Raw genomic sequence first — 19737 nt, forward strand, 5'->3', positions numbered from 1 at the left:
CGCCCGACTTGCTAGAAGCGGCATCCTTCACTGCCCCTGAGGAGCTTGTCGTGCAGATCGCGGTCCTGACGTTCGATGGTTTCAACGAGCTCGACTCGTTCGTCGCGGCGGCCATCCTCAACCGGCTGCGCGCGAAGGGCTGGGCCGCGCACATCACCGCGCCCACCGAAGAAGTGACCTCGATGAACGGCGTGACCGTCCGCCGCCAGAAGCCGCTCGACTTCGCGGCGGAGGCCGACGCCGTGATCATCGGCAGCGGGATCAGGACGCGCGAGATCGCGAACGACCCGGCAATGCTGTCGCGCATCGCGCTCGACCCGGCACGCCAGCTGATCGGCGCACAATGTTCCGGCACGCTCCTGCTGGCGAAGCTCGGCCTGGTCGGCACCCTGCCCGCCTGCACCGACCTCACCACCAAGCCCTGGGTGATCGAGGCCGGTATCGAGGTGCTCGACGCGCCGTTCGTGGCGCATGGCAATGTCGCGACCGCGGGCGGATGTCTGGCATCGCAATATCTCGCGACCTGGATGATCGCGCGCGGCGCCGGTGTGGCGGACGCCGAAGCGGCGATGCATTATGTCGCGCCGGTCGGGCAGAAGGACGAGTATGTCAGGCGCGCGATGGCGGTGGTCGGGCCCTTCCTGCCCGAAGCCGCGCAGATTGCGGCGTGATGCCCGTTGGAGGAGTGACGATTGCAAAGCGGTGATGGCGCGTTCGACCTGGTCCTGTCCTATCCCCAATGGCAGGGGTCGGGGCGGCCGGAGAATCTGCGCCGGGGTGCTGCGGCCACGGCCGAGGTCTGCGGCCGCTACGGGCCGATGGTCCAGGTGCCCGACGCCGGCGAGGGCGAAGCGCGCGGCGGCATCAACCGCTGGACCGCGATCCTGGAGCAATTCCGGTCGGCCCGGGCGATCCTCGACGAGCATCAGCCCGGCCGCCTCCTGACCGCGGGCGGAGACTGCGCCTGCGACGTCGCCGTCATCGACTATCTGCACCGCCGCTATCCTGATCTGACGGTGATCTGGGTCGACGCGCATCTCGACGCCAACACGGCGGAAACCTCGCCCAGCGGCAATTTCCACGGCATGCCGGTCGCCGCGCTGATGGGGGCGGCGCCGGCCGATCTGCAGGCGTTGCTCTCGACGCCGCTGTCGCCTGCGCGCTTCCATTATGTCGCCGCGCATCTGGGCGATGACGGCGACTGGGACTTCCAGCGCGACAAGGGCCTGTCCTGGCTCGACGCGGGCGAGACCGTGTCCGGGCCGATCCACATCCATTTCGATCTGGATTCGCTCGATCCTGCCGAGTTTCCGCACCTCGCTTATCCGGAAGGCAAGCTCTCGCTCGAGGCCGGCCTTGCAGTGGTGCGTGCCGCCGCAAGCTCCGGCACGCTGGTCGGGCTGACCATCACGGAGTTCGCTCCGGCCGGCGAAGCGGGTGCGAAGGATGGCAGCCGGTTCATCGAGCGGCTGTGCGCGGCTGCGCTGACCTGATCCTGCCCGCCCCAGCACTGTTGGATTAACAAGGGGTCAGGGTGATTTTTTCCGATTAATTCACTCTGACCCCCTTTTTTACCGGGCCGGCCGGCGTGGGGCGAAGAGCTGCCACAGGCTCTTGCCGATCTTCACCCCCAGCGAGATCATCGTGATCACCAGCACCCAGGTCATGATCACGCCGACGCCGGTCGCCGTGCCCTGCAGGGTGCGGCCGAGATCGTGCATGCCGCGCAAGGCCTGCACGCTGATCAGCGAGGCATCGCCGCCGATCGCGACGTCGACGCCCTCCCGGCTCAGGATAAACCAGGCACCGGCATTCAGGATCGTCCAGGCCAGCGCGATGCCGACGACCGCGACCGGGATTTGCAACGCGGCACGCAGCCGGATCGCGGCCGGCTGCAACACGCCGAGCGCGTCGATCGCCACCTGCACCAGGACATAGGCCAGGATCGGCAGATAGAGCGCGGCCCAGATCGGCGCGGCCGCGACCGTCACGGCGCCGCCGTCGAGCTCGAAGCGCCCCAGCCCGGCGATATGGAGCAGCCCCGTCCACCACGCCGCGAACACCAGCCCGCCGATCAGCGAGATCAACGCTTCCGAGCCCGGCCAGGCGCGCGGCGGCTTCATCGCCAGGCCCGGCATCGACGGGCCGGGTTGGGGCCGGGGCGCTCCTTCCGGTGCATCCGTCTCCGCCGAGCGCCGCGCCGACGCATCGATGCCGAGATGCTTTGCCCAGCGCGCCGGATCGCCGAACTTCAACAGCTCCAGGTCCCTGACCCGCCAGGTGTCGAGATAGGGCGGCCGCAGCCCGAAATGCTCGCAGATCGCACCCGCCAGGGTCACCACGCCGATCACGGTCAGGCCCGCGCCGAACAGGCCGTGAAAGGATTGCGCGACCGCCTGCCCCGCATCGAGCGGGCTGGCGGCCAGCCGCAGCATCAGGGTCAGCGCGAACACCGCCGCCATGATCAGCAGCCCGGCCTTCACCGCGAACAGCCAATAGGGGAAGAGTTCGGGCCCGATCAGCATCTGCGGCCCCTTGCGGTAGCGCGCCGCCACGACGAGCGGATGGCCCATCGCGCGCAGCACCTCCTCGCGCTCCGCATCGGTCAGCGAGCGGCCGAGCGCTTCCTCGCGCTCCTCGACCTGCGACAGCAAGGTGTCGCGCAGTTCCGCCACGATGTCGTCGGCGACGTCGCGCGGCAGCTGCGCCGCGACGGCGTCCAGATAGGTTTCGAGCATGTCCATGTCAGGGCCTTTCGCCGGAGAGGGGAAGGATCTTGTCGAGCGAGGCGTTGATGCCGCGCCATTCGCTGGTGAGCGCGGCGAGCATCGCCACGCCCTGGGGCGAGAGCCGGTAGAAGCGCTTCTTGCGCTTCTCCTCCTCGCGCCATTCGCTGTGGAGCAGCCCCTGCGTCTCCAGCCGGCGGAGCAGCGGATAAAGGGTGCTTTCCTCCATCTCGAGCCCGTCGACGGCGAGCGCCTGGCGCAGCGTATAGCCGTACCGCTCCTCGGTAAGCCGGGCGAGCACCGCCAGTACCAGCGATCCGCGGCGAAGCTCCATCCGCATTGATTCGAACAGATCGGGGGATTCGAACAGATCAGGGTCGATGGTCATCTGCATGCTGCCTGTCATACACTATGTGTCACACAGTGTGTGCCATATAGCGTAGCCCCTTGTCAATCGGAGTCGGCACTGCGGTGAAACAGGCTTGAGGTACGACGAGGCGAAGGGCCCATTTCGGCCAATTTTAGCGCTCGTTCTCAGTCGATTATGACAGAAAGTTCATAATTGCGTCATCTGGCGGGGTTTCGGCCATCGGGCGCAGTTGCCATGCGGCATTCGGAATCCGCCATATTGGATCCGCTATGGCCCTATCGTGATGTGCGGCGCGGTATCCGTTCATCTGAGGTCAAGCTTCGCTTACGCCCATGTCGAAACGCTCGCTGCATAAGGTCCGTACTGGACCTTTTATCGCGCGCTCGGCACGAGCCATGATCTGACAACCAGGCGTGCAAGGCTGATTTCGGCCATGCGATCGTCCGTAGCAGCGCCCTCCAACGGCGCGCCGTTACTATGGACGGCTCCCATACAACCCAGACGAGGAGCCGGCCGCCCGACCGCGATCAAGATGCTGTCGGCCCCGTCTCCATTACCCGCGACAATGTTGACTCCACCTTTTGTAACGAAATGTTGCTGAGCCAATCCCGTCGTTTGATCCGGGAAAAAGATGCGGTTTTTTACTTCACCGTTACGCCGCCCGCATGCCCTTTGTTCAGCCAGCTGGCGCGAAGCTTCATCGAACCCCGCGCATTGACCCGATTCGGGCTATCTAACAGATTTCGTGGTATTTTCGGCACATCGTCATCTGAAAAACCGGGCACATCCTACACATTCTTTACACCGCCCGGGGCCCCGCCGCATGGCCCGACCATCATGTCTCGGGGGGCCGGGATGCATGGTCCCAGAGACTTGAAAACATAAGTCCGCTCAAGGCGGCGCGATCGCGCGTCGGCTGCGGGTCAGTGAGGAGCTTTCTCTGTGATCAATGCCACTCCATCCTTGCGTAAGGCCAGGTTGCTCGCCGGTGCGGCGACTGCCATTGCCTTCCTGTCGCTCGGCGCGACATCCGCCTTCGCGCAGGACGCAGCGCCGGCTGCCCAGGATACGCCTGCCGCCGGCCAGACCGACCAGGCTGCCGACACCGGAACCGATATCGTCGTCACCGGTTCGCTGTTCCGCCGCACCGACACGGAGACACCCTCGCCCGTCACCGTGCTGACCTCGGACGATATCGCGCAGCGCGGCATCACCACCGTGCAGGGCGCGATCCAGACGCTCTCCGCCAATAACGGCCCGGCGTTGACCAACAGCTTCACCGCCAATGGCGCGTTTGCAGGCGGCGCTTCGTCGGTCTCGCTGCGTGGCCTCACCACCTCGTCCACGCTGGTCCTGTTCGACGGCCTGCGCGCCGCTTACTACCCGCTGGCCGATGACGGCACGCGCAACTTCGTCGACCTCAACACCATTCCCGATGCGATCGTCGACCGGGTCGAAGTGCTGAAGGACGGCGCATCGTCGACCTATGGCGCGGACGCCGTCGCCGGCGTGGTCAACATCATCACCAAGAAGGAAATCAAGGGCCTCCACGCCACCGCCGAGGCCGGCGTGAGCCAGCGCGGCGATGCCGCCAACCACCGCCTGAGCGCGACCTTCGGTTATGGCGACCTGAGCGAGCAGGGCTTCAACGTCTATGTCAGCGGCCATTATCTCGACCAGGCTGCACTCTACAACCGCGACCGCGAATATCCCTTCAACACCGACGACCAGACCGGCATCTGCGCCCGCACCGGCACGCAGGGCCAGCTCGGCGTCTGCGGCCCGAACAACATCGCGAACGGCGTCACCAACGGCAATTTCAACGGCCTATCGACTGCGCCCGACGTGTTCATCGTGCGCCCGTACGATGCTACCAACACGACCGCGCTCGGTGCGTATCAGCTGCTCAACGGCTGCGGCAACCTGACCCCTTATACGCTCACCGACGCGCAGCTTGCCGCCGCGAATACGGATAGCAACGGCAACCCCCTTGCCGTACCGGTCACGCCCCGTAACGTCTGCCAGCAGGACATCACGCACGACTATGGCCAGATCGAACCGCAGATGCACCGCTATGGTGGGTCGGCGCATCTGACCGCGAACGTCCTGGGCGGCAGCGAGCTGACGGCCGAGTTCAACTATGAGCACAGCTATTCGGCCTATACCGGCCTCGCCAGCATCTTCCGCTCGAACGCGCCGGCCGGCATCGACTTCCCGGCCTACAGCACGTCGGCCGGCGCGACCGTCATCACCCTGCCCGTCTATGTCTGCGCCCGCGGCACCACTGCCGCCTGCACCGCCGCCAATGGTACCCTGAACCCGAACAACCCGTTCGCGGCACAGGGCCAGGTTGCCCGCATCGCCGGCCGCCTGCCGACCAGCATCGAGTTCAATTCCTCGCAGAGCGACACCTTCCGCGCGGCCCTGGGCCTGCACGGCAGCTTCGGCGACGACTGGAATTATGCGATCGACGGCACTGCCATGATCAGCAAGCTGAAGACGACCGCCAAGGGCTATGTCTACATCCAGCACCTGCTCGACGAGGTGGCCGACGGGTCGTACAACTTCGTTCACCCGGAGCTGACCAGCCAGGCCGCGCTCGACTATCTGACGCCGACCCAGATCAACAAGCAGAACTCGCATCTCTACCAGGTGCAGGGCAGCATCTCGAAGGACTTCTTCCAGCTTCCCGGCGGTCCGCTGCAGGTCGCTGTCGGCGGCGCCTTCCGTCACGAATCGCTGTACGATCCCAGCGGCAACCCGGACTATAATGGTCCGACCGAGCGCTATTTCCGCCTGAACGCCTTCGGCGCGACCGGCAAGCGCGAGGTTGAATCGGCCTATTTCGAAATCAACGCACCGGTGCTCGACGTGCTCGAGATCAACGGTTCGGGCCGCTACGATCATTACTCGACCGGACAGAGCAACTTCTCGCCGAAGATCGGCGCCAAGTTCACGCCGATCAAGCAGATCGCGATCCGCGGCACCTTCTCGAAGGGCTTCCGTATCCCGAGCTTCGCCGAATCCGGCGCGCTGCCGACCTCGGGCTATGTCACCGTCAATACGGCCAACCTGCCGAAGAGCTTCACCGATCAGCATCTGACCTCGACCGGCCAGTTCAACAACTATCTGACGACCTACAGCATCGGCCAAACCACGGTCGGCAACCCGAACCTGAAGCCGGAAAAGTCGCGCAACTTCACCCTCGGTGCAGTGTTCGAGCCGATCCACAACGTCAGCTTTACGGTCGATTACTACAACATCGAGAAGACCAATGCGATCACCTCAGTGAACTTCCAGTCGGCGGTCGACAATTACTACGCGACCGGCGAGCTGAACTATAATGGTGTGACCATCATCCAGGATGAGGCCGACGTCGATCATCCGACTGCCCAGAAGCGCGTTGCCTTTGCGCAGGGCAGCTTCATCAATGCCAACAAGATCCACACCTCGGGCCTCGATTTCGGCGCACGCGGCGTGTTCAACCTCGGCTCGAACGTGAAGTTCACCACGGATCTCGAGGCGACCTACATCATCGACCTCAACACCAGCTTCCCGGATGGTCACACCGAGCATTACGCAGGCACGCTCGGCAATTTCAACCTGACCGCCGGCTCGGGCACGCAGCGCTGGCGCGGCAACTGGCAGAACACGCTGGACGTCGGGCCGTGGTCGCTGACCGGGACTGCTTACTACACCAGCGGCTATAACTACTCCGCCGAGGACCAGGGCAACGTCGCGGGCGACTGCGGCTATGTCCCGACCAACCTCGACGGCCAGGCCTACCAGCCGTGCAATGTGAAGTCGTTCATCTCGGTCGACCTGCACGGTCAGGTCAAGATCGACGATCGCTTCACCCTGTACGCCGACGTGATGAACGTCGCGGACCGCAAGGCGCCGATCGATGCGGCGACCTATGGTGCGTATCTGTACAACCCCGTCGTGGCCGAGGCCGGCATCATCGGCCGCTCGTTCCGCGTCGGCGCGAAGGTCGACTTCTAAGCGAATTCCGGGAGCGGGCGGCGCCGCGCCGGCGCCGCCCGCTCCCGGTCAGGATCACGATCGCTTCGGCTGCTCCTCTAGACTGGCCACGCCGAGGCGACCGCGATGCGCACGAGGGCAACCTCACCCTGCGTTGATGTTCAGCCGATTCCCTCGATGGATGTCAGCGCAGGATTGCGTAAAACTCGGTGCCCGGACCTCGCGGTCCGGGCATTTTTTGTGGGCCCAAAACTGACGGTCAGGTTGACGTCGGCGCTCACGACCCTCCCGCGTTCGCACCCAGGCTGACGAGAAGCTCGTCCAGCTGCTCCAGCTGTTCGGGCATCCCGCCCTCCATGCCGATAAAGGCCTCGTCGAGCGCTTCCTTCGAGGGATAGAGTTCGTGGAAGGTCAGCAGCGTCTTGCCGCCCTTTTCCTCGAAGGTCACCGTGGTCACGGCGCCGTCCTCCCCTTCGTCATTGGTCCAGACGATCCGCGCGTCCGGGATCACGTCGATATAATTGCCGAAAAAGGCAAAGGAGTCCGTGGCATCGCGCCCGAACGCGATCCGATAGGCGCCCCCGACACGAACATCCATCTCGCAGGACAGCAGCGGCACGCCCATCGACTTCGGGGCCCACCACCGCATGAACAGCTCTGGCCTGGTCCAGGCCTCGAACACGATGCGCGCCGGGGCGTCGAAGGTTCGCGTGACGACCAGTTCCCGGTCGGACTTCCGTTCCACCTTGGTGCGGCCCTGCATGGTGGGCTCATTACTGCTCAGACCCATCGACTCTCTCCTTCAGTTTCAATTCCTCGACCACCTTGTCGAGCTCGTCGAAGCGTGCGTCCCAGAGCTGCTGGTGGTTCTCGATCCATGCCGCCTCCGCCTCCAGGCCGCGCAGGCCGAGCTTGCAGGTCCGCACGCGCCCGACCTTTTCGGTCGTGACGAGCCCCGCCCGCTCCAGGACGCCGACATGCTTCTTCATGCCCGTGAGGGTCATGTGAAACTTCTCGGCAAGATCCGTGATCGACGCCTCTGCACGCCCGAGCTGCTCCAGAACGCCACGCCTTGTGGCATCCGAGAGCGCGGCGAACGACGCATCGAGGCGGGTGCTTGCATACTGAACCATATGGTTCAGTATCTAGCGCGCCGATCGCCGATATGCAAGGGCCTCGAAATCCGGCCCCCTGGGGTCGAGCGTGGCGCCACCCGCCCACGGCAGCGCGCCCCGGGGAAAATCGTCGCCCCGGCGCCGGAACGGCAGTACGATCAACGGCAGGCAAAGGGGTAAGGATGCGCGTGGGGAGCACAGGATGGCTGGTCGCGGGCGCCTTGACGCTGGCGCTGGCGGCGTGCGGCGACGGGGAAAGCGCCAGGCAGGCCGCGACGCCCGCGGGCGTCGCGGCGCACACCACCATCGATTTCGCACATGTCGCCCATTATGCCGCGCCGACGCTTCCCGCCTATTTCGACCGGACGGTGACGGCGCTGGACCACAGCCCGGCGTCCAACCCCGTCAATGATCGGGTGGCGACGCTCGGACGGGTGCTGTTCTACGATTTGAGGCTGAGCACCAACGACCGGGCTTCGTGCGCCTCCTGCCATCGGCAGGCGCTTGGGTTCACCGATTCGATGCGGTTCAGCAACGGGATCAGCAGCGCCGCCACGACCGATTTCCACGCGATGCGGCTGGGCAATCTGCGCTACTGGAAGCCCGGCTCCACTTTCTGGGACAGGCGCGCGGCCAGCGTGGAAGCGCAGGCGAGCCACCCGTTCCACAGCCTGGTCGAACTGGGATGGGGCGGGGCCGCGGGCGGCTTCGACGCCCTGATCCGCAAGATGGACAAGACGACCTATTACCCGGACTTGTTCACCTGGGCGTTCGGCAGTTCCGAGATCACCGAACCGCGGATCCAGCAGGCGCTCGCCCAGTTCGTGCGCGCGATGGTCTCGAGCTCGAGCCGGTGGGACACGGGCTATGCGCAGGTCTTCTCGCCCATTCGGCCGAACCGCGCGCTGAACATCGACCTGCCGAATTTCACGCCGGCGGAAAATCGGGGCCGGCAGCTGTTCATGACGGGTGTCGGTCAGGGCGGCGTCGGCTGCTCCGCCTGCCACCTGCCCCCGACCTTCGCCCTGACGGCCACGGCGCGAAGCAACGGACTGGACGCGGGGGAGACGCGCCTGTTCAAGGCGCCGTCGCTGCGTAGCGTCGGACTGACGGGCCCCTATATGCATGACGGCCGGTTCGCGACCCTGGCGGAGGTTATCGACTTCTACGACCATGGCATTCAGGAAGGGCCGGCGCTCGATCCGCGCCTGCGCCGCGGTGGCAGGCCGCAGCGCCTGAACCTCAGCGCGGCGGATCGGACGGCGCTCGTCGCCTTCCTGATGACGCTGAGCGACCGCGCGCTCACCACGGATGCGCGGTTTAGCGACCCATTTCGTCGGTGAGGGCGTCCAGCTGATCGGGCTTTAAATGCGGAATCGCAGTTGCGTAGACGCATTCTACGACGGGCAGAATGACCGGTTTAGGGAAGATGCCGCAGGATGTCAGATGTCCATAAGTGAGCGGTTAGCTGCGACCCGAAATGGGTGCCGTGGATTCCGGCGAACGAACTCGTCAACCTCTCGCAAGCGCTCTGGAAACGCCTCAGCATCTTGCCAGCGCGTGTGATTTACAAAGCGAAATCCTGCAACCCAGAGCGCGCGAACCTTGGCCCACTGCTCATCGTCTGACTTTTTCGGCACCTTGAATGCACGCCCCATCGAGTGAAGCGGGCCGCCACATTCCGGGCACTTGCCGGTAGCCTCGTCCGGCAGCTTCCATGACTTGTGGCATTCAAAGCAGGCGTACGGCCAAAGGCAGAGTGGGCCGCGATAGTAGGGGACCGTTGTCGATATGGGCAACGCTCTGGTCCCCGTAGCGCGACGGAGTTCCATTCGCTCTGACTTGGGCGGAGGTTGAGCCACCGGCGCTATATGCGATCAAGCCGCGAATGTCCGCAAGTGGGGCGGGAGTCGACGGGCAGCTTTGTGGCGGCCAAGACCGGGTTGCGGACATACAGCGCCCCCTACCGCAGTCCCGAAGCGGCGATCGTTCGGTGACGTCACCGCAATCCCGATCATTTGGAATTCGAGGCGGCAAGTCTGGAAACCGCCGTTTGACTCAGCCCGTCAATCCCTTGGCAAATGCCTGCCAGGCCGGAGCCGCATTGAGGGCGAGACGCAGAACTTGAGTCGCCAAAAAGAACCCGCCGCCCCAGATCGTCGCCGGATGCAGCCTGCCGCGCGTCCGTACATCGTGAAGTATCAGGGCCGCCAGAAGGATGTCCGTCAGGATCATCCCGCCGAGCGCCGGCGTCAGCCCGATATGGGTAAAGCGCGTGATCCGGGCGAGCGGCGTGGTCAGGATCGCCGCCGTGCCAAGCAGCATGAGCCGTTTGTGCCAGGCGGCGCGCTTGCGGATCGTCACTCCTGCGCCAATCAGCACTGCGAAGGTCAAGATCGCGCCCAGGGGAAAGACCAGGGGCGGCCCCTGCGGCGGCAAATGGTGGGCGAAGGCAACGCGCTTGGTGATGATTGCCGTCGCAATGCCCAGCGGCACCATGACGCCCGCGAGCACGACGGCGGCGTATCCGGCGATCCGGTGAATATCGGCGCGCCCAGCGGAGATCAGCATCGTTTGCGCGACGTAGAGCATTATCCAGGCGGTGAAGACGACGCCGTGGACATGGAGCAGCACCGACAATGGCTTGGCGCCAAACACCGGCGCCAGAAAATAACTCGGCGCGAAACCCACGAAGGTCGCCACCAACATGACGATCGCCATCGCTCCGAAGAATCGACGATCGCCCCTGGGCTTGACCCGTGCCGCCTCAGTCAGAATCGCCACAATTAATCTCCTTGAACGACGGCGAGCCGTTCAGTCGGTCGCCGACATCCTATCCGTCCCACGTCGAAACTACAGAATATTCGATTGACCTGCGTGGCCATCGGATGGGCCATCGGCAGACCGTGGGCATTCGAGTGTCGATCGAACTATGGCGCAACACCGAACTACGCCGCGCTCCTCGTTTGGGTAGGATGGTACGAAATCGCTTTCCTCGATCGACACTGGCCCAGAGCCCTCGAAAAATTCTTTTAATCGCTCCCAAGGATATCCGGGGCCGGCGCGTCCCAGTGACATGCGGATGATTCAGCCGCTGTCACCAGGGAGAATTTCATGCCCCGTCTTTGCCGTCGGCACCTCATCGGATTTACCGGCCTAGCACTGCTTTGCCCCGCTTCGCTGCTGGCGCAGGAACCCGGCCCCACGACCGTCCCGGCCAAGGAGGCCAGCGCGCAGGGCGACGTCGCCGTTACCATCTACAATAACGATCTCGCCCTGATCCAGGATGTACGCACTCTGGACATAGCGGCGGGCCGCAGCCGGATCGAGTTTCCGGACGTGTCCAGCCGCATCCGCCCGGAGACGCTGAGCTTCGTCGCTGGCGGCGCCGCGATTGCCGAGCAGAATTTCGATTTCGACCTGCTCAGCCCCGGCAGCCTGATGGAAAAGGCCATCGGTCAGACGATCACGCTCGTCCGCACCAACCCTGCCACCGGCGCGGAAACCCGCGAACGGGCGACCGTGCTGTCGACCGCCGGCGGCGTCGTCGTCCGGGTCGGCGATCATATCGAAGTGCTGCGCGACGACGGCCTGCCGGTTCGCGCCATCTTCGACCGCGTGCCCCCCAATCTGCGGGCGCGGCCGACCTTGTCGGTGACGGTGCAGAGCGACCGGGCCGGGCCGCGACCGGCATCGATCCGTTATCTCACCCCGGGGCTGGGATGGGCGGCCGATTACGTCGCGCTTTTTGACGAGACCAGGGGCGTTATCGACATGCAGGGCTGGGTCACGCTCACCAATCAGACCGGCACCAGCTTCGTCAACGCCCTCACCGTGCTGGTGGCGGGCAGTCCGATGGTCACCACCGGCAACAACAACTACGCCGGTTCCTACAACCAGTATAACCGGCAGCCCGTACAACCCGGGATGGTGAGGGCCGGGACGGAAAAGACCAATCGCAGTCAATTGGGGGATTATTATCTCTACCCGATTGCCGGGCGCACGACGATCGCCAATGCCCAGACCAAGCAGGTGGGTTTCCTCGATGTCGCGGGCGTGGCGGCGCGCAAAGTCTATGGCCGCACCATCGACTGGATGCAGAACGACACCGCACCGGTCAATGTAGCCAGTCAGATAGCCTTTTCGACGTCCCACGCGGGCGGTCTGGGCGATGCGCTGCCCGCCGGTACCGTCCGTTTCTATCAGCGCGACAGCAAGGGTACGCCGCAGTTCATCGGCGAGAGCCCGATCGGGCATACCCCGACCGGAAGCGAGATGCTGCTGACGACGGGCGCCGCCTTCGACATCTTTGTCCAGGCCACTGTGGTGAAGCGCGAGGAGATCACCAGCGCAGAGTGGGAAACCACGGCGCGCTACCGCGTGCTTCGCGACGGCGTCATCGTCACCCAGGTCGACGTGGATCGACCAAAGACCTTCTATCGCACGACATTGCGGTACAAGCTGACCAATGCCAAATCGCAGCCGGTGACGGTCAGCCTGGTCCAGGGGGGGTTGGACCGGGGTTGGTGGAGCCTCGACTATCGCGTCGTCAGTGAAACCGTGCCCGGCGAACAGGTCAATTCCAACCAGCGCAAATGGCAGGTCCCGGTGCCGGCGAACGGTGCCACCGAACTGACCGTCGTCCTCGACGGCCGGTACTGATCCGATGACCCGGCTCCTCCTGCTCATCCTCCTGATCCTGCCGGCTCCGGCGCTCGCGCGCGAAACCGTCTCCGCGTCGCCGCCCCAGGACCTGTCGGTCACTGTCTACCGCGATCCCGACCGCGCGCAGGATCCCCTGCCCTCCGCGCTGTCTCGCGCTTCGCTGAATGGCTTCGCCATGATCAGCGAGACGCGCACCGTCGTCCTGCCCGCCGGGCCATCGACGATCCGCTTCGAAGGTGTGGCGGAAGGCATGGTCGCGGTTACCGCGATCGTCACCGGCTTGCCCGGCGGCACGATCGAGAAGAACCGCAACGGTGCGCTGCTCTCCCCGGCCGCGCTGGTCGATGGCAGTTTGGGCAATCGCGTCACGATCAGCCGGACCAATCCGGCGACTGGTCTGGCGACGTCCGAGGACGCCGTCGTCCGCACCCGCGCCGATGGCGGGCTCGTGCTTCAGACCCGTGAAGGTTTCGAAGCGGTGCGCTGTGCCGGCCTGCCGGAAAAACTGACGTTCGACCGCGTGCCCGGCGGGCTTTCTGCCGAGCCGGTCTTCTCGGTCAACACCAATAGCGCAACGGGTGGCAGCTATCGCATCACCCTGACCTATCTCGCGACAGGATTTGACTGGCAGGCCAATTATCTCGCGACGCTGGAGAAAGGCATGGGCCCCGCCAGGCAGAAGCTCCGCCTGATTGCCTGGCTCACCATTGCCAATGACAATGGCCAGACTTTCCCCGGCGCCACGTTATTGGCGGTCGCCGGGGCGATCAATGTCGAACGCAAGTTTCGCTCCCTGTCCGATCCGCTCGAGGCAAAGCCGCTCCGGCTGACCTGCTATCCCCTGGGCAGCACGGCGCGTGGAACAATGGCGAAGCCGGTGGTTGCACCCCAATTTCTCGCTCTCCGCGCGGAGTCGAATGACGAAGAAGACATTGTCGTCACGGGTAGCCGGATGCTCAGCGCGGGAGCTCCTGCGATCGCGATGAAGGCCGGCGAAGAGGCATTGGGCGACGTGAAGCTCTACCGCGTGCCCGAACCTGTCACGGTGGCGGCGCAATCACTGAAGCAGGTCGCCTTTCTCGATCGGCCGGGAGTGGACGGGAGGCTCTTTCACCGGGGCGCATGCCGGCCGGAAAGCGACGACGGCGGCGATAGGCAGTTCTGGCCGGCCGCCCTGTGGCTGAGAACGCGCAATGACGCGGCGCATGGGCTGGGCGTGGCATTGCCGTCCGGTAAAGTAGCGGTATTCGAGCCGACTTCGGCTGGCGAGTTGTTACTCGGCGAGCAGTGGATCCGCGACTATGCCTCGGGCCAGGACGTGGAACTCGCGCTGGCAAACTCCAGCAATGTCTATCTGACGTGCGGACGCAAAGCCGAAGATGCAGACCTGACGGACGGCCAATGGCATGGATTTCATGCGCTGGTAGCCAACGCGAACAACCATGCGATCACGCTCGAGATTGCGCTCGCCGATAGTTCGGTGTGGGCGGTGAGCAAGGTGCCAGGCCAGCATATGATCAAGGACGGCCAGCACGTCATGACCGTCAATGTGCCGGCGAACAGCAGCCGGGCGCTGCATTGGGACGTCCGCCATACCGAATAGACGAAAGAGAACTGCTGCGCATTGGAAACAGCCGCAACTGAAGACGCGCGTCGGCGACAAAGTGCCAGCAAAGCGGGAAGGGCTAATTTCCAAAAGCAATCGCCCTACCTGCGTTCGCTGCTGTTTCCCCGTATCGAGATTGCGATCATCGCGAGGGCCAGTTCCAGGTTGGACCGTCGGCTTGCGACACGATGGTCTCGCCCATCACTTTCCGAAGCTCGATCAAGGTGCTTTCGGCGTGCCGTTCAAGCGCAGTGACCAGCTTGGACGCATGGGACACAACGATGATCTGACAGCGTTCCGAAGCCTTGATCAGCAGCCGCGCGAGCGGATCGAGAAGGTCTGTATGGAGACTTGCTTCCGGTTCGTTGAGAATCATCAACTCCGGCGGTCGAGGCGAGAGCAGGGCGGCGGCCAGCAGCAGGTAGCGAAGCGTGCCATCCGACAATTCGGAAGCAATTAGTGGGCGTAGAAGCCCGTGCTGCTGCATCTCCACCTCGAACCGGTCGCCAACAGAGATAGCGGCGCCATCAAAGGCGTCAGCGATAGCGGTTTCCAACGTATCGACATCGCCGATTTCGATAATGGTTTGAATTGCAGCACCAATATCCGAGCCGTCACCCGCCAGAACAGGCGTAAAGGTCCCCACCTGGGGTCGTCTGGCGGGCGCATCCCGGTCCGTGCGCAGGTCGTCGTAGAAGCGCCAGGCACGCATTCGTTCGCGCAAGAGCAGCAGTTCGAGACCATCGGAAGCATCGGCGCAGTGGGTCATCATGCTGTCAAAGGCAGGCAGATTGCCGAAGCTGTCCCGCCACGTGCCCGTATCGCTGCTTCGAACGCGGACAAGTTGACCACGCCGATCCGCAACGACGTTCGCACGCCCAAGGACAGGCCCTGTCCACACCGTCTCAACCTTGATCTCCGGATCGTGGCCGAACCGCGTTCGAGACGGGATCGGTAACCCGAGATCAATGGCGTAGCCGAAGTCTTCCGAAGAGAAGCCCAGCTTGAGGCTGACTGGCCCGCTTCGTCGAGTGCCTTGAACCCGCTGCGTACCACTACGCATCTCACGGCTGAAAGTCTCAGGGCCTGCCCAGAGCGTTGAAGCAAGGCCCCCTTCCACTGCCAACGAAGCGATTGCCCGACCTTGCGCTACATCGGAAAGCAATTTGAGGGCTCGATAAAGGCTCGATTTCCCGCTTCCATTCGCGCCGGTGATGACATTGAGCCGCCCTAACGAGAGCGTCACTTCCCGCAGGGAGCGATATCCGGACACAGCAAGGCAGGTAATCATGTCGCCGGTGTTAGCCGGCAAGGAGTCCGCTTTCCACCTTCGCGGCCGCCGAGCTGCCGGGCGGAAGTCGCCGGCCGAGTTCGAAACCGAACTCCGCCACTCCACCAGCCCTTCAACCTATGGCAATGTCCAACTGTCACCCAATTGGATGCGTCTCAACACAGGGGTGCTCTCCACCGGCTGACGGCCCACTTACGACCAAATTACGGTCTTCACACAAGCCATCGACGCACCATAGGCTTCTTGACAGGAAGACCAGGGTTCCGCCGACAGGCAATAGAAGCGGCCAGGCGCGGTCGGAGCCTGATGCAGGGAGATGTCCAATGAAGCTGCTGCTCACCTCGTCCGGCATCACCAATCCCACCATCAAGGGTGCGCTTGTCGATCTGCTGGGTAAGCCGATTGCCCAGTCCAAGGCACTGATCGTGCCGGCGGGCGTCTATCCGTTCAGGAACGGCGCGTATCATGCCATGAATCCGATCGCTGGACCGCGCGCCGCGACAATGGCGCAGTTGGGCTGGGAAGCAGTGGGTCTGCTGGAGCTGACGGCGCTACCCAGCATTGCTCCGGAGAACTGGCGCGCGGACGTCGAGGAGGCGGACGCGATCCTCGTCTGGGGCGGCGATCCGCTGTTCCTGGCCTATTGGATGGCAGAAGCAGGTTTGACCGAGCTGTTGACGACGTTGGCGAAGCCCCCGGTCTATGTCGGCGTAAGCGCCGGCGCCATCGCTACGGCTTCCCTCTTCGGCGAAGCCTATTCGGAGTTGCCGGGCGCCGCCGGGCGGCCCCTCAGCACGGAAGAGATCATTCTGCCCGACGGGGACGTCAAAAGAACCCTGGTGATCGCTCATGGCATGGGGCTGACCGACTTTGCGATCATACCGCACTTTGAAAACCCGAACCATTTGGACGCGTCCTCGGCCAATGCAGAAGTATGGGCTGCCAGGTTGCCCGTGCCGGTGTACGCGATCGATGAGGAGACCGCGGTCAAGGTCGACAACGGCATCGTCGAGGTCGTCACCGAAGGCCGGTGGAAACTGTTTACTCCCCAAAAAGCCGACTGAGCCCCCGCCGACAATCTGCAGAGCGACGCTGGCGAAGCGGCAGCATCATTGTCCACTCAGCCTATGTGGCGCGGATCGAATAGAGCGTCGCGTTGCTGATCGCGTAGACCGCGCCGTCCGCGCCGACCAATGTCGGCGTATAGGCCTGGCCGAGTCCGGCGTTGAGCCGCACGTTCTGCGACAGCGTGTTGGTCGTGAGATCCCAACGGTACAGCACACCGTCCTCATTGTTCGCGAGGATCGACTTGCGCGCCGGATCCGCGGCCATCGTGTTGATGCACCATTCGCGCCGCGACGTGGCTGTGGTGCCGTCCAGCGTAGGCCCGAGGATCGTCAGCACTTCGCGCATCACCTGCACGCCCGGCACGATCGCATCGGTCTGGCTCGCCTTCGGGTCGAGCACGGCCAGCCGGTTCAGCCCGTCGCCCGTGCCCACCCCGGCATAGTTGTTGTATTTCTGCGCGAGCAGATAGGTCGAGGTGCCGGCGTAGGACGGCACCATCGAGGCGGGGATAATGCTGGGCGACACGTCCCAGCCGAAGCTGCCCGGCACGCCCACCGGATTGAGCAGCGCATCGAACTGCAGCAGCCAGCCCCGCGCATTGTGCGTCGGGAACTGCGATTCCAGCACGCCGTAGAACACCCGGCCGTCGGGGCCGACCACGGGCGATGCCGTGCCGTCGTCGCTGAGGCGCGCCGGGGTGAGCAGGTTCGGGTCGGTCAAGGCGACCCTGGCGCGGGTCGCGAGCGTCGTGCTGTCGAGCGCGAGCAGGAAGCCGGTCTGTGTTGCGCTCGTCGAGCCCCTGTTCACCGCGATATAGACCGTGCTGCCGTCGACCGAGATCGCCGGGGCGCAGTTCATCACGGGTTTCTGGATCGAAGGATCGGTCGCCGCCGCGGCCGCGCCGACCCAGATGCCGGTGCCGTCGGGCGCGACTCGCGCGATGCCGCTCACCAGCCCCGCCGGGTTCGCGCCGGTCACGTGGAAGCCGAAGAAGATATTGCCGTTCGCATCCGCGGTGAGCGGCGTGTTGACGAAGACGGTGCCGTCGAACGCCGCGGCATTGGCGTTGTAGGTGGCGGCGCCGAAGAAGATCTGCGCGGCGAAAGTGCCGGTGGCCGCGTCGGCATCGGCCCGCATCATCAGCTTGCCGCCGGCACCCGGCGCATAGAGGCGGCCCTGCTGCGTAAGGAGCACATTGTACGGCGGCAGCCAGTTGCGCGGCGGCATGACATAGTCGGTGGTGGCCGACCAGATGATCACGCCGTTCGCGCCGTTGCGGCCTTCGACGCGGTAGCTGCCGGTGGCGGTCGTCTTCACCGGGATCACCACGGTGTTGTGCGTCGTCACGACCGGCGAGCCATAATGGGTGAGCAGCGCGCCGCCCGCCGTATATTGCGGCGCGAGGTCGACGGCCGACGACCATGCGATACGCCCGAGATCCTGCGACGCGATCGCGCTCACGGCCGTGTGCTGCGCATCATGGCCATAGCCGAACCAGGCGGGACCGGTCACCGGCGTGGGGGTCGGCGTGGGCGTTGGCGTCGGCGTCGGTGCGGGGCTCGGCGTCGGGGTTGGCGACCCGCCGCCGCTGCTGCCGCATGCGGCGAGCAGGACGGTCGACGACAGCATCGCCAGCGTGTTGCGACGCGAAACCAGAGAGGGGGAAAAGGGAGCGGGGCGGACAGGATGGTGGCTCATGGGGCCAGCATATCCCTCTGTCGTACGAAATACACCGCTTCCTGCGCCCGATGGACGTTTTGGGCGGCTCTGCGTCCGCCAGGCGCCCTCATCCGGGCGCACAGCGGACGATACGGCCTCACATCTCCGGCGGCGGCGGCGCGGCAACGCCACCGCGCGGCACCGCGACGCCGGCGGTCCACACGATGCCGTTCAGCAGGAACCGCCGGTAATCCGCCACACTGTGCATATTGTCGTGGAAGTCCGATCCGCCCCACACGAACGCCCGTCCGCCGTCCGGCCGCTCATAAGCCCAGGAGATCGGGTCCGGCCCGCCATTCTTCGGATCCTTCGGCGTGCCCGACAGCAACTCGGTCCGCTTCGGATTGGTGAACAGGAAATAGCGCGAATACATCTCCTCGCGGAACGTCCAGGGCTTCACGCCGCTCAGGATCGGGTGCTTCGGCGCCAGCGGCGTGACCGCCCAGCTATCGACCGGATTGTGCGAGGCATAAGGGATCCACGTCCCGCCCAGCCAGTCGAGCACATAGGCCCGCCCCGCCCAGTTATCGATCCACATCGTGTAGTGGAACATGACCACGCCGATATGCTTGCGCTTGATCAGTTCGTCGAAGCTCTTCAGCCAGGCGGTGGTCTCCGCATCATAGACGCGGCCATTGGTGTCCTGTGCCTGCGGGAAGAGCATACCCGTTTCACGCTTGAGCCAGTCGCCATTGCCGTCGATCACGATGACGGCGGCGTCCTCATAGACGCTCAGGTCGCGCGGCGGCCGGCCGACGATCACCTCGGTCTTCAGGCCCTTCAGGTTGCCGGCATGATCGATCGACCAGGCGAGCTCGCGCAGATCCTTCTCATATTCGTGCCGGCCGGGCGGGCCGTGCTCCTTGGGCCCCGCGAGGAACAGGATCTTTTTCGGTGCGGGCACTTCGGCCTGGGCCGGGGCAGCGGGCGCCGCGTTGCCGCCGGCCGCCAGCAGAACCAGCGCGACGACCCCCGCCGCGCTGCTGATCGAACGACCGATACGGATCACCACCGATTTCAGCATTGCCTCTCCCCTGATGCGCCAGCCCCGGTTCCGGGATCAGGCAATCAAATATAGTATATGATTCGTGCGAGAACCTAGCCTGGTCGGCGGTGCAATGAAATAGCCACTGGAGTGCGATGTCAGCCACGCCGTTCAGGATGACGGCCTGCGCCGCCTTGTTATAAGCCAGACA

Annotated in this window: 15 protein-coding genes; 7 read left to right on the plus strand and 8 right to left on the minus strand. The window is 64.6% G+C overall.

The genetic code is table 11. From position 1 onward, the window contains the following. The first annotated feature begins 50 nt into the window (after nt 1-50). Nucleotides 51-671, plus strand: a complete 621-nt coding sequence (locus WC729_RS05240) for a DJ-1/PfpI family protein (protein WP_372850236.1) — start codon at nt 51-53, stop codon at nt 669-671. A gap of 21 nt (nt 672-692) precedes the next feature. Continuing rightward, nucleotides 693-1493 (plus strand): arginase family protein, encoded by an 801-nt coding sequence (locus WC729_RS05245; protein WP_372850238.1) that lies wholly within the window; start codon nt 693-695, stop codon nt 1491-1493. A 78-nt stretch (nt 1494-1571) separates the two neighbouring features. Here WC729_RS05245 and WC729_RS05250 read toward each other — a convergent pair whose 3' ends face one another. Together WC729_RS05250 and WC729_RS05255 are read right to left on the minus strand one after the other, a co-directional pair. Next, the gene (locus tag WC729_RS05250; RefSeq protein WP_372850240.1) at nt 1572-2744 is read right to left on the minus strand and encodes a hypothetical protein; all 1173 of its coding nucleotides are present in this window, start codon (nt 2742-2744) and stop codon (nt 1572-1574) included. Between the two features lies 1 nt (nt 2745). Then, complete coding sequence (locus WC729_RS05255; RefSeq protein WP_372850242.1) at nt 2746-3114, minus strand: PadR family transcriptional regulator; 369 nt, start codon at nt 3112-3114, stop codon at nt 2746-2748. Between the two features lie 945 nt (nt 3115-4059). Here WC729_RS05255 and WC729_RS05260 point away from each other — a divergent pair. Continuing rightward, entirely contained in the window at nt 4060-7098 is a 3039-nt protein-coding gene (locus WC729_RS05260; RefSeq protein WP_372850244.1) for a TonB-dependent receptor plug domain-containing protein, read from the plus strand. A gap of 256 nt (nt 7099-7354) precedes the next feature. Here WC729_RS05260 and WC729_RS05265 read toward each other — a convergent pair whose 3' ends face one another. Further along, nucleotides 7355-7867, minus strand: coding sequence for an SRPBCC family protein (locus WC729_RS05265; protein ID WP_372850246.1), 513 nt, complete (start codon nt 7865-7867; stop codon nt 7355-7357). Continuing rightward, on the minus strand, nt 7851-8210 hold the full coding sequence (locus WC729_RS05270) for an ArsR/SmtB family transcription factor (RefSeq protein ID WP_372850248.1): 360 nt from the start codon (nt 8208-8210) through the stop codon (nt 7851-7853). Before WC729_RS05270 ends, WC729_RS05265 begins: the two co-directional genes overlap by 17 nt. Before the next feature lie 164 nt (nt 8211-8374). Between WC729_RS05270 and WC729_RS05275 the strand changes: the two genes are divergently transcribed. Next, the gene (locus WC729_RS05275; RefSeq protein ID WP_372850250.1) at nt 8375-9535 is read left to right on the plus strand and encodes a cytochrome-c peroxidase; all 1161 of its coding nucleotides are present in this window, start codon (nt 8375-8377) and stop codon (nt 9533-9535) included. Nucleotides 9536-10250: 715 nt separating this feature from the next. Here WC729_RS05275 and WC729_RS05280 read toward each other — a convergent pair. Beyond that, nucleotides 10251-10913, minus strand: coding sequence for a hypothetical protein (locus WC729_RS05280; RefSeq protein ID WP_372850252.1), 663 nt, complete (start codon nt 10911-10913; stop codon nt 10251-10253). Nucleotides 10914-11306: 393 nt separating this feature from the next. On the opposite strand from WC729_RS05280, the gene WC729_RS05285 reads away from it, so the two are divergent. Both WC729_RS05285 and WC729_RS05290 read left to right on the plus strand, forming a co-directional pair. Further along, entirely contained in the window at nt 11307-12854 is a 1548-nt protein-coding gene (locus tag WC729_RS05285; RefSeq protein WP_372850254.1) for a DUF4139 domain-containing protein, read from the plus strand. Between the two features lie 4 nt (nt 12855-12858). Continuing rightward, complete coding sequence (locus WC729_RS05290) at nt 12859-14460, plus strand: DUF4139 domain-containing protein (protein ID WP_372850256.1); 1602 nt, start codon at nt 12859-12861, stop codon at nt 14458-14460. A 145-nt stretch (nt 14461-14605) separates the two neighbouring features. On the opposite strand, the gene WC729_RS05295 is transcribed toward WC729_RS05290, so the two are convergent. Further along, on the minus strand, nt 14606-15754 hold the full coding sequence (locus tag WC729_RS05295; RefSeq protein ID WP_372850258.1) for an AAA family ATPase: 1149 nt from the start codon (nt 15752-15754) through the stop codon (nt 14606-14608). A gap of 323 nt (nt 15755-16077) precedes the next feature. On the opposite strand from WC729_RS05295, the gene WC729_RS05300 reads away from it, so the two are divergent. Then, on the plus strand, nt 16078-16818 hold the full coding sequence (locus tag WC729_RS05300) for a Type 1 glutamine amidotransferase-like domain-containing protein (RefSeq protein WP_372850260.1): 741 nt from the start codon (nt 16078-16080) through the stop codon (nt 16816-16818). A gap of 61 nt (nt 16819-16879) precedes the next feature. Here the strand turns inward: WC729_RS05300 and WC729_RS05305 are convergent, their stop codons facing one another. After that, nucleotides 16880-18520, minus strand: coding sequence for a hypothetical protein (locus WC729_RS05305; protein WP_372850262.1), 1641 nt, complete (start codon nt 18518-18520; stop codon nt 16880-16882). 118 nt (nt 18521-18638) lie between these two features. Then, complete coding sequence (locus WC729_RS05310; protein WP_372850264.1) at nt 18639-19565, minus strand: ThuA domain-containing protein; 927 nt, start codon at nt 19563-19565, stop codon at nt 18639-18641. Nucleotides 19566-19737 lie beyond the last annotated feature (172 nt).

The sequence above is a fragment of the Sphingomonas sp. genome (genome assembly GCF_041661825.1).
In the GTDB taxonomy this organism is placed as follows: Bacteria; Pseudomonadota; Alphaproteobacteria; order Sphingomonadales; family Sphingomonadaceae; genus Sphingomonas.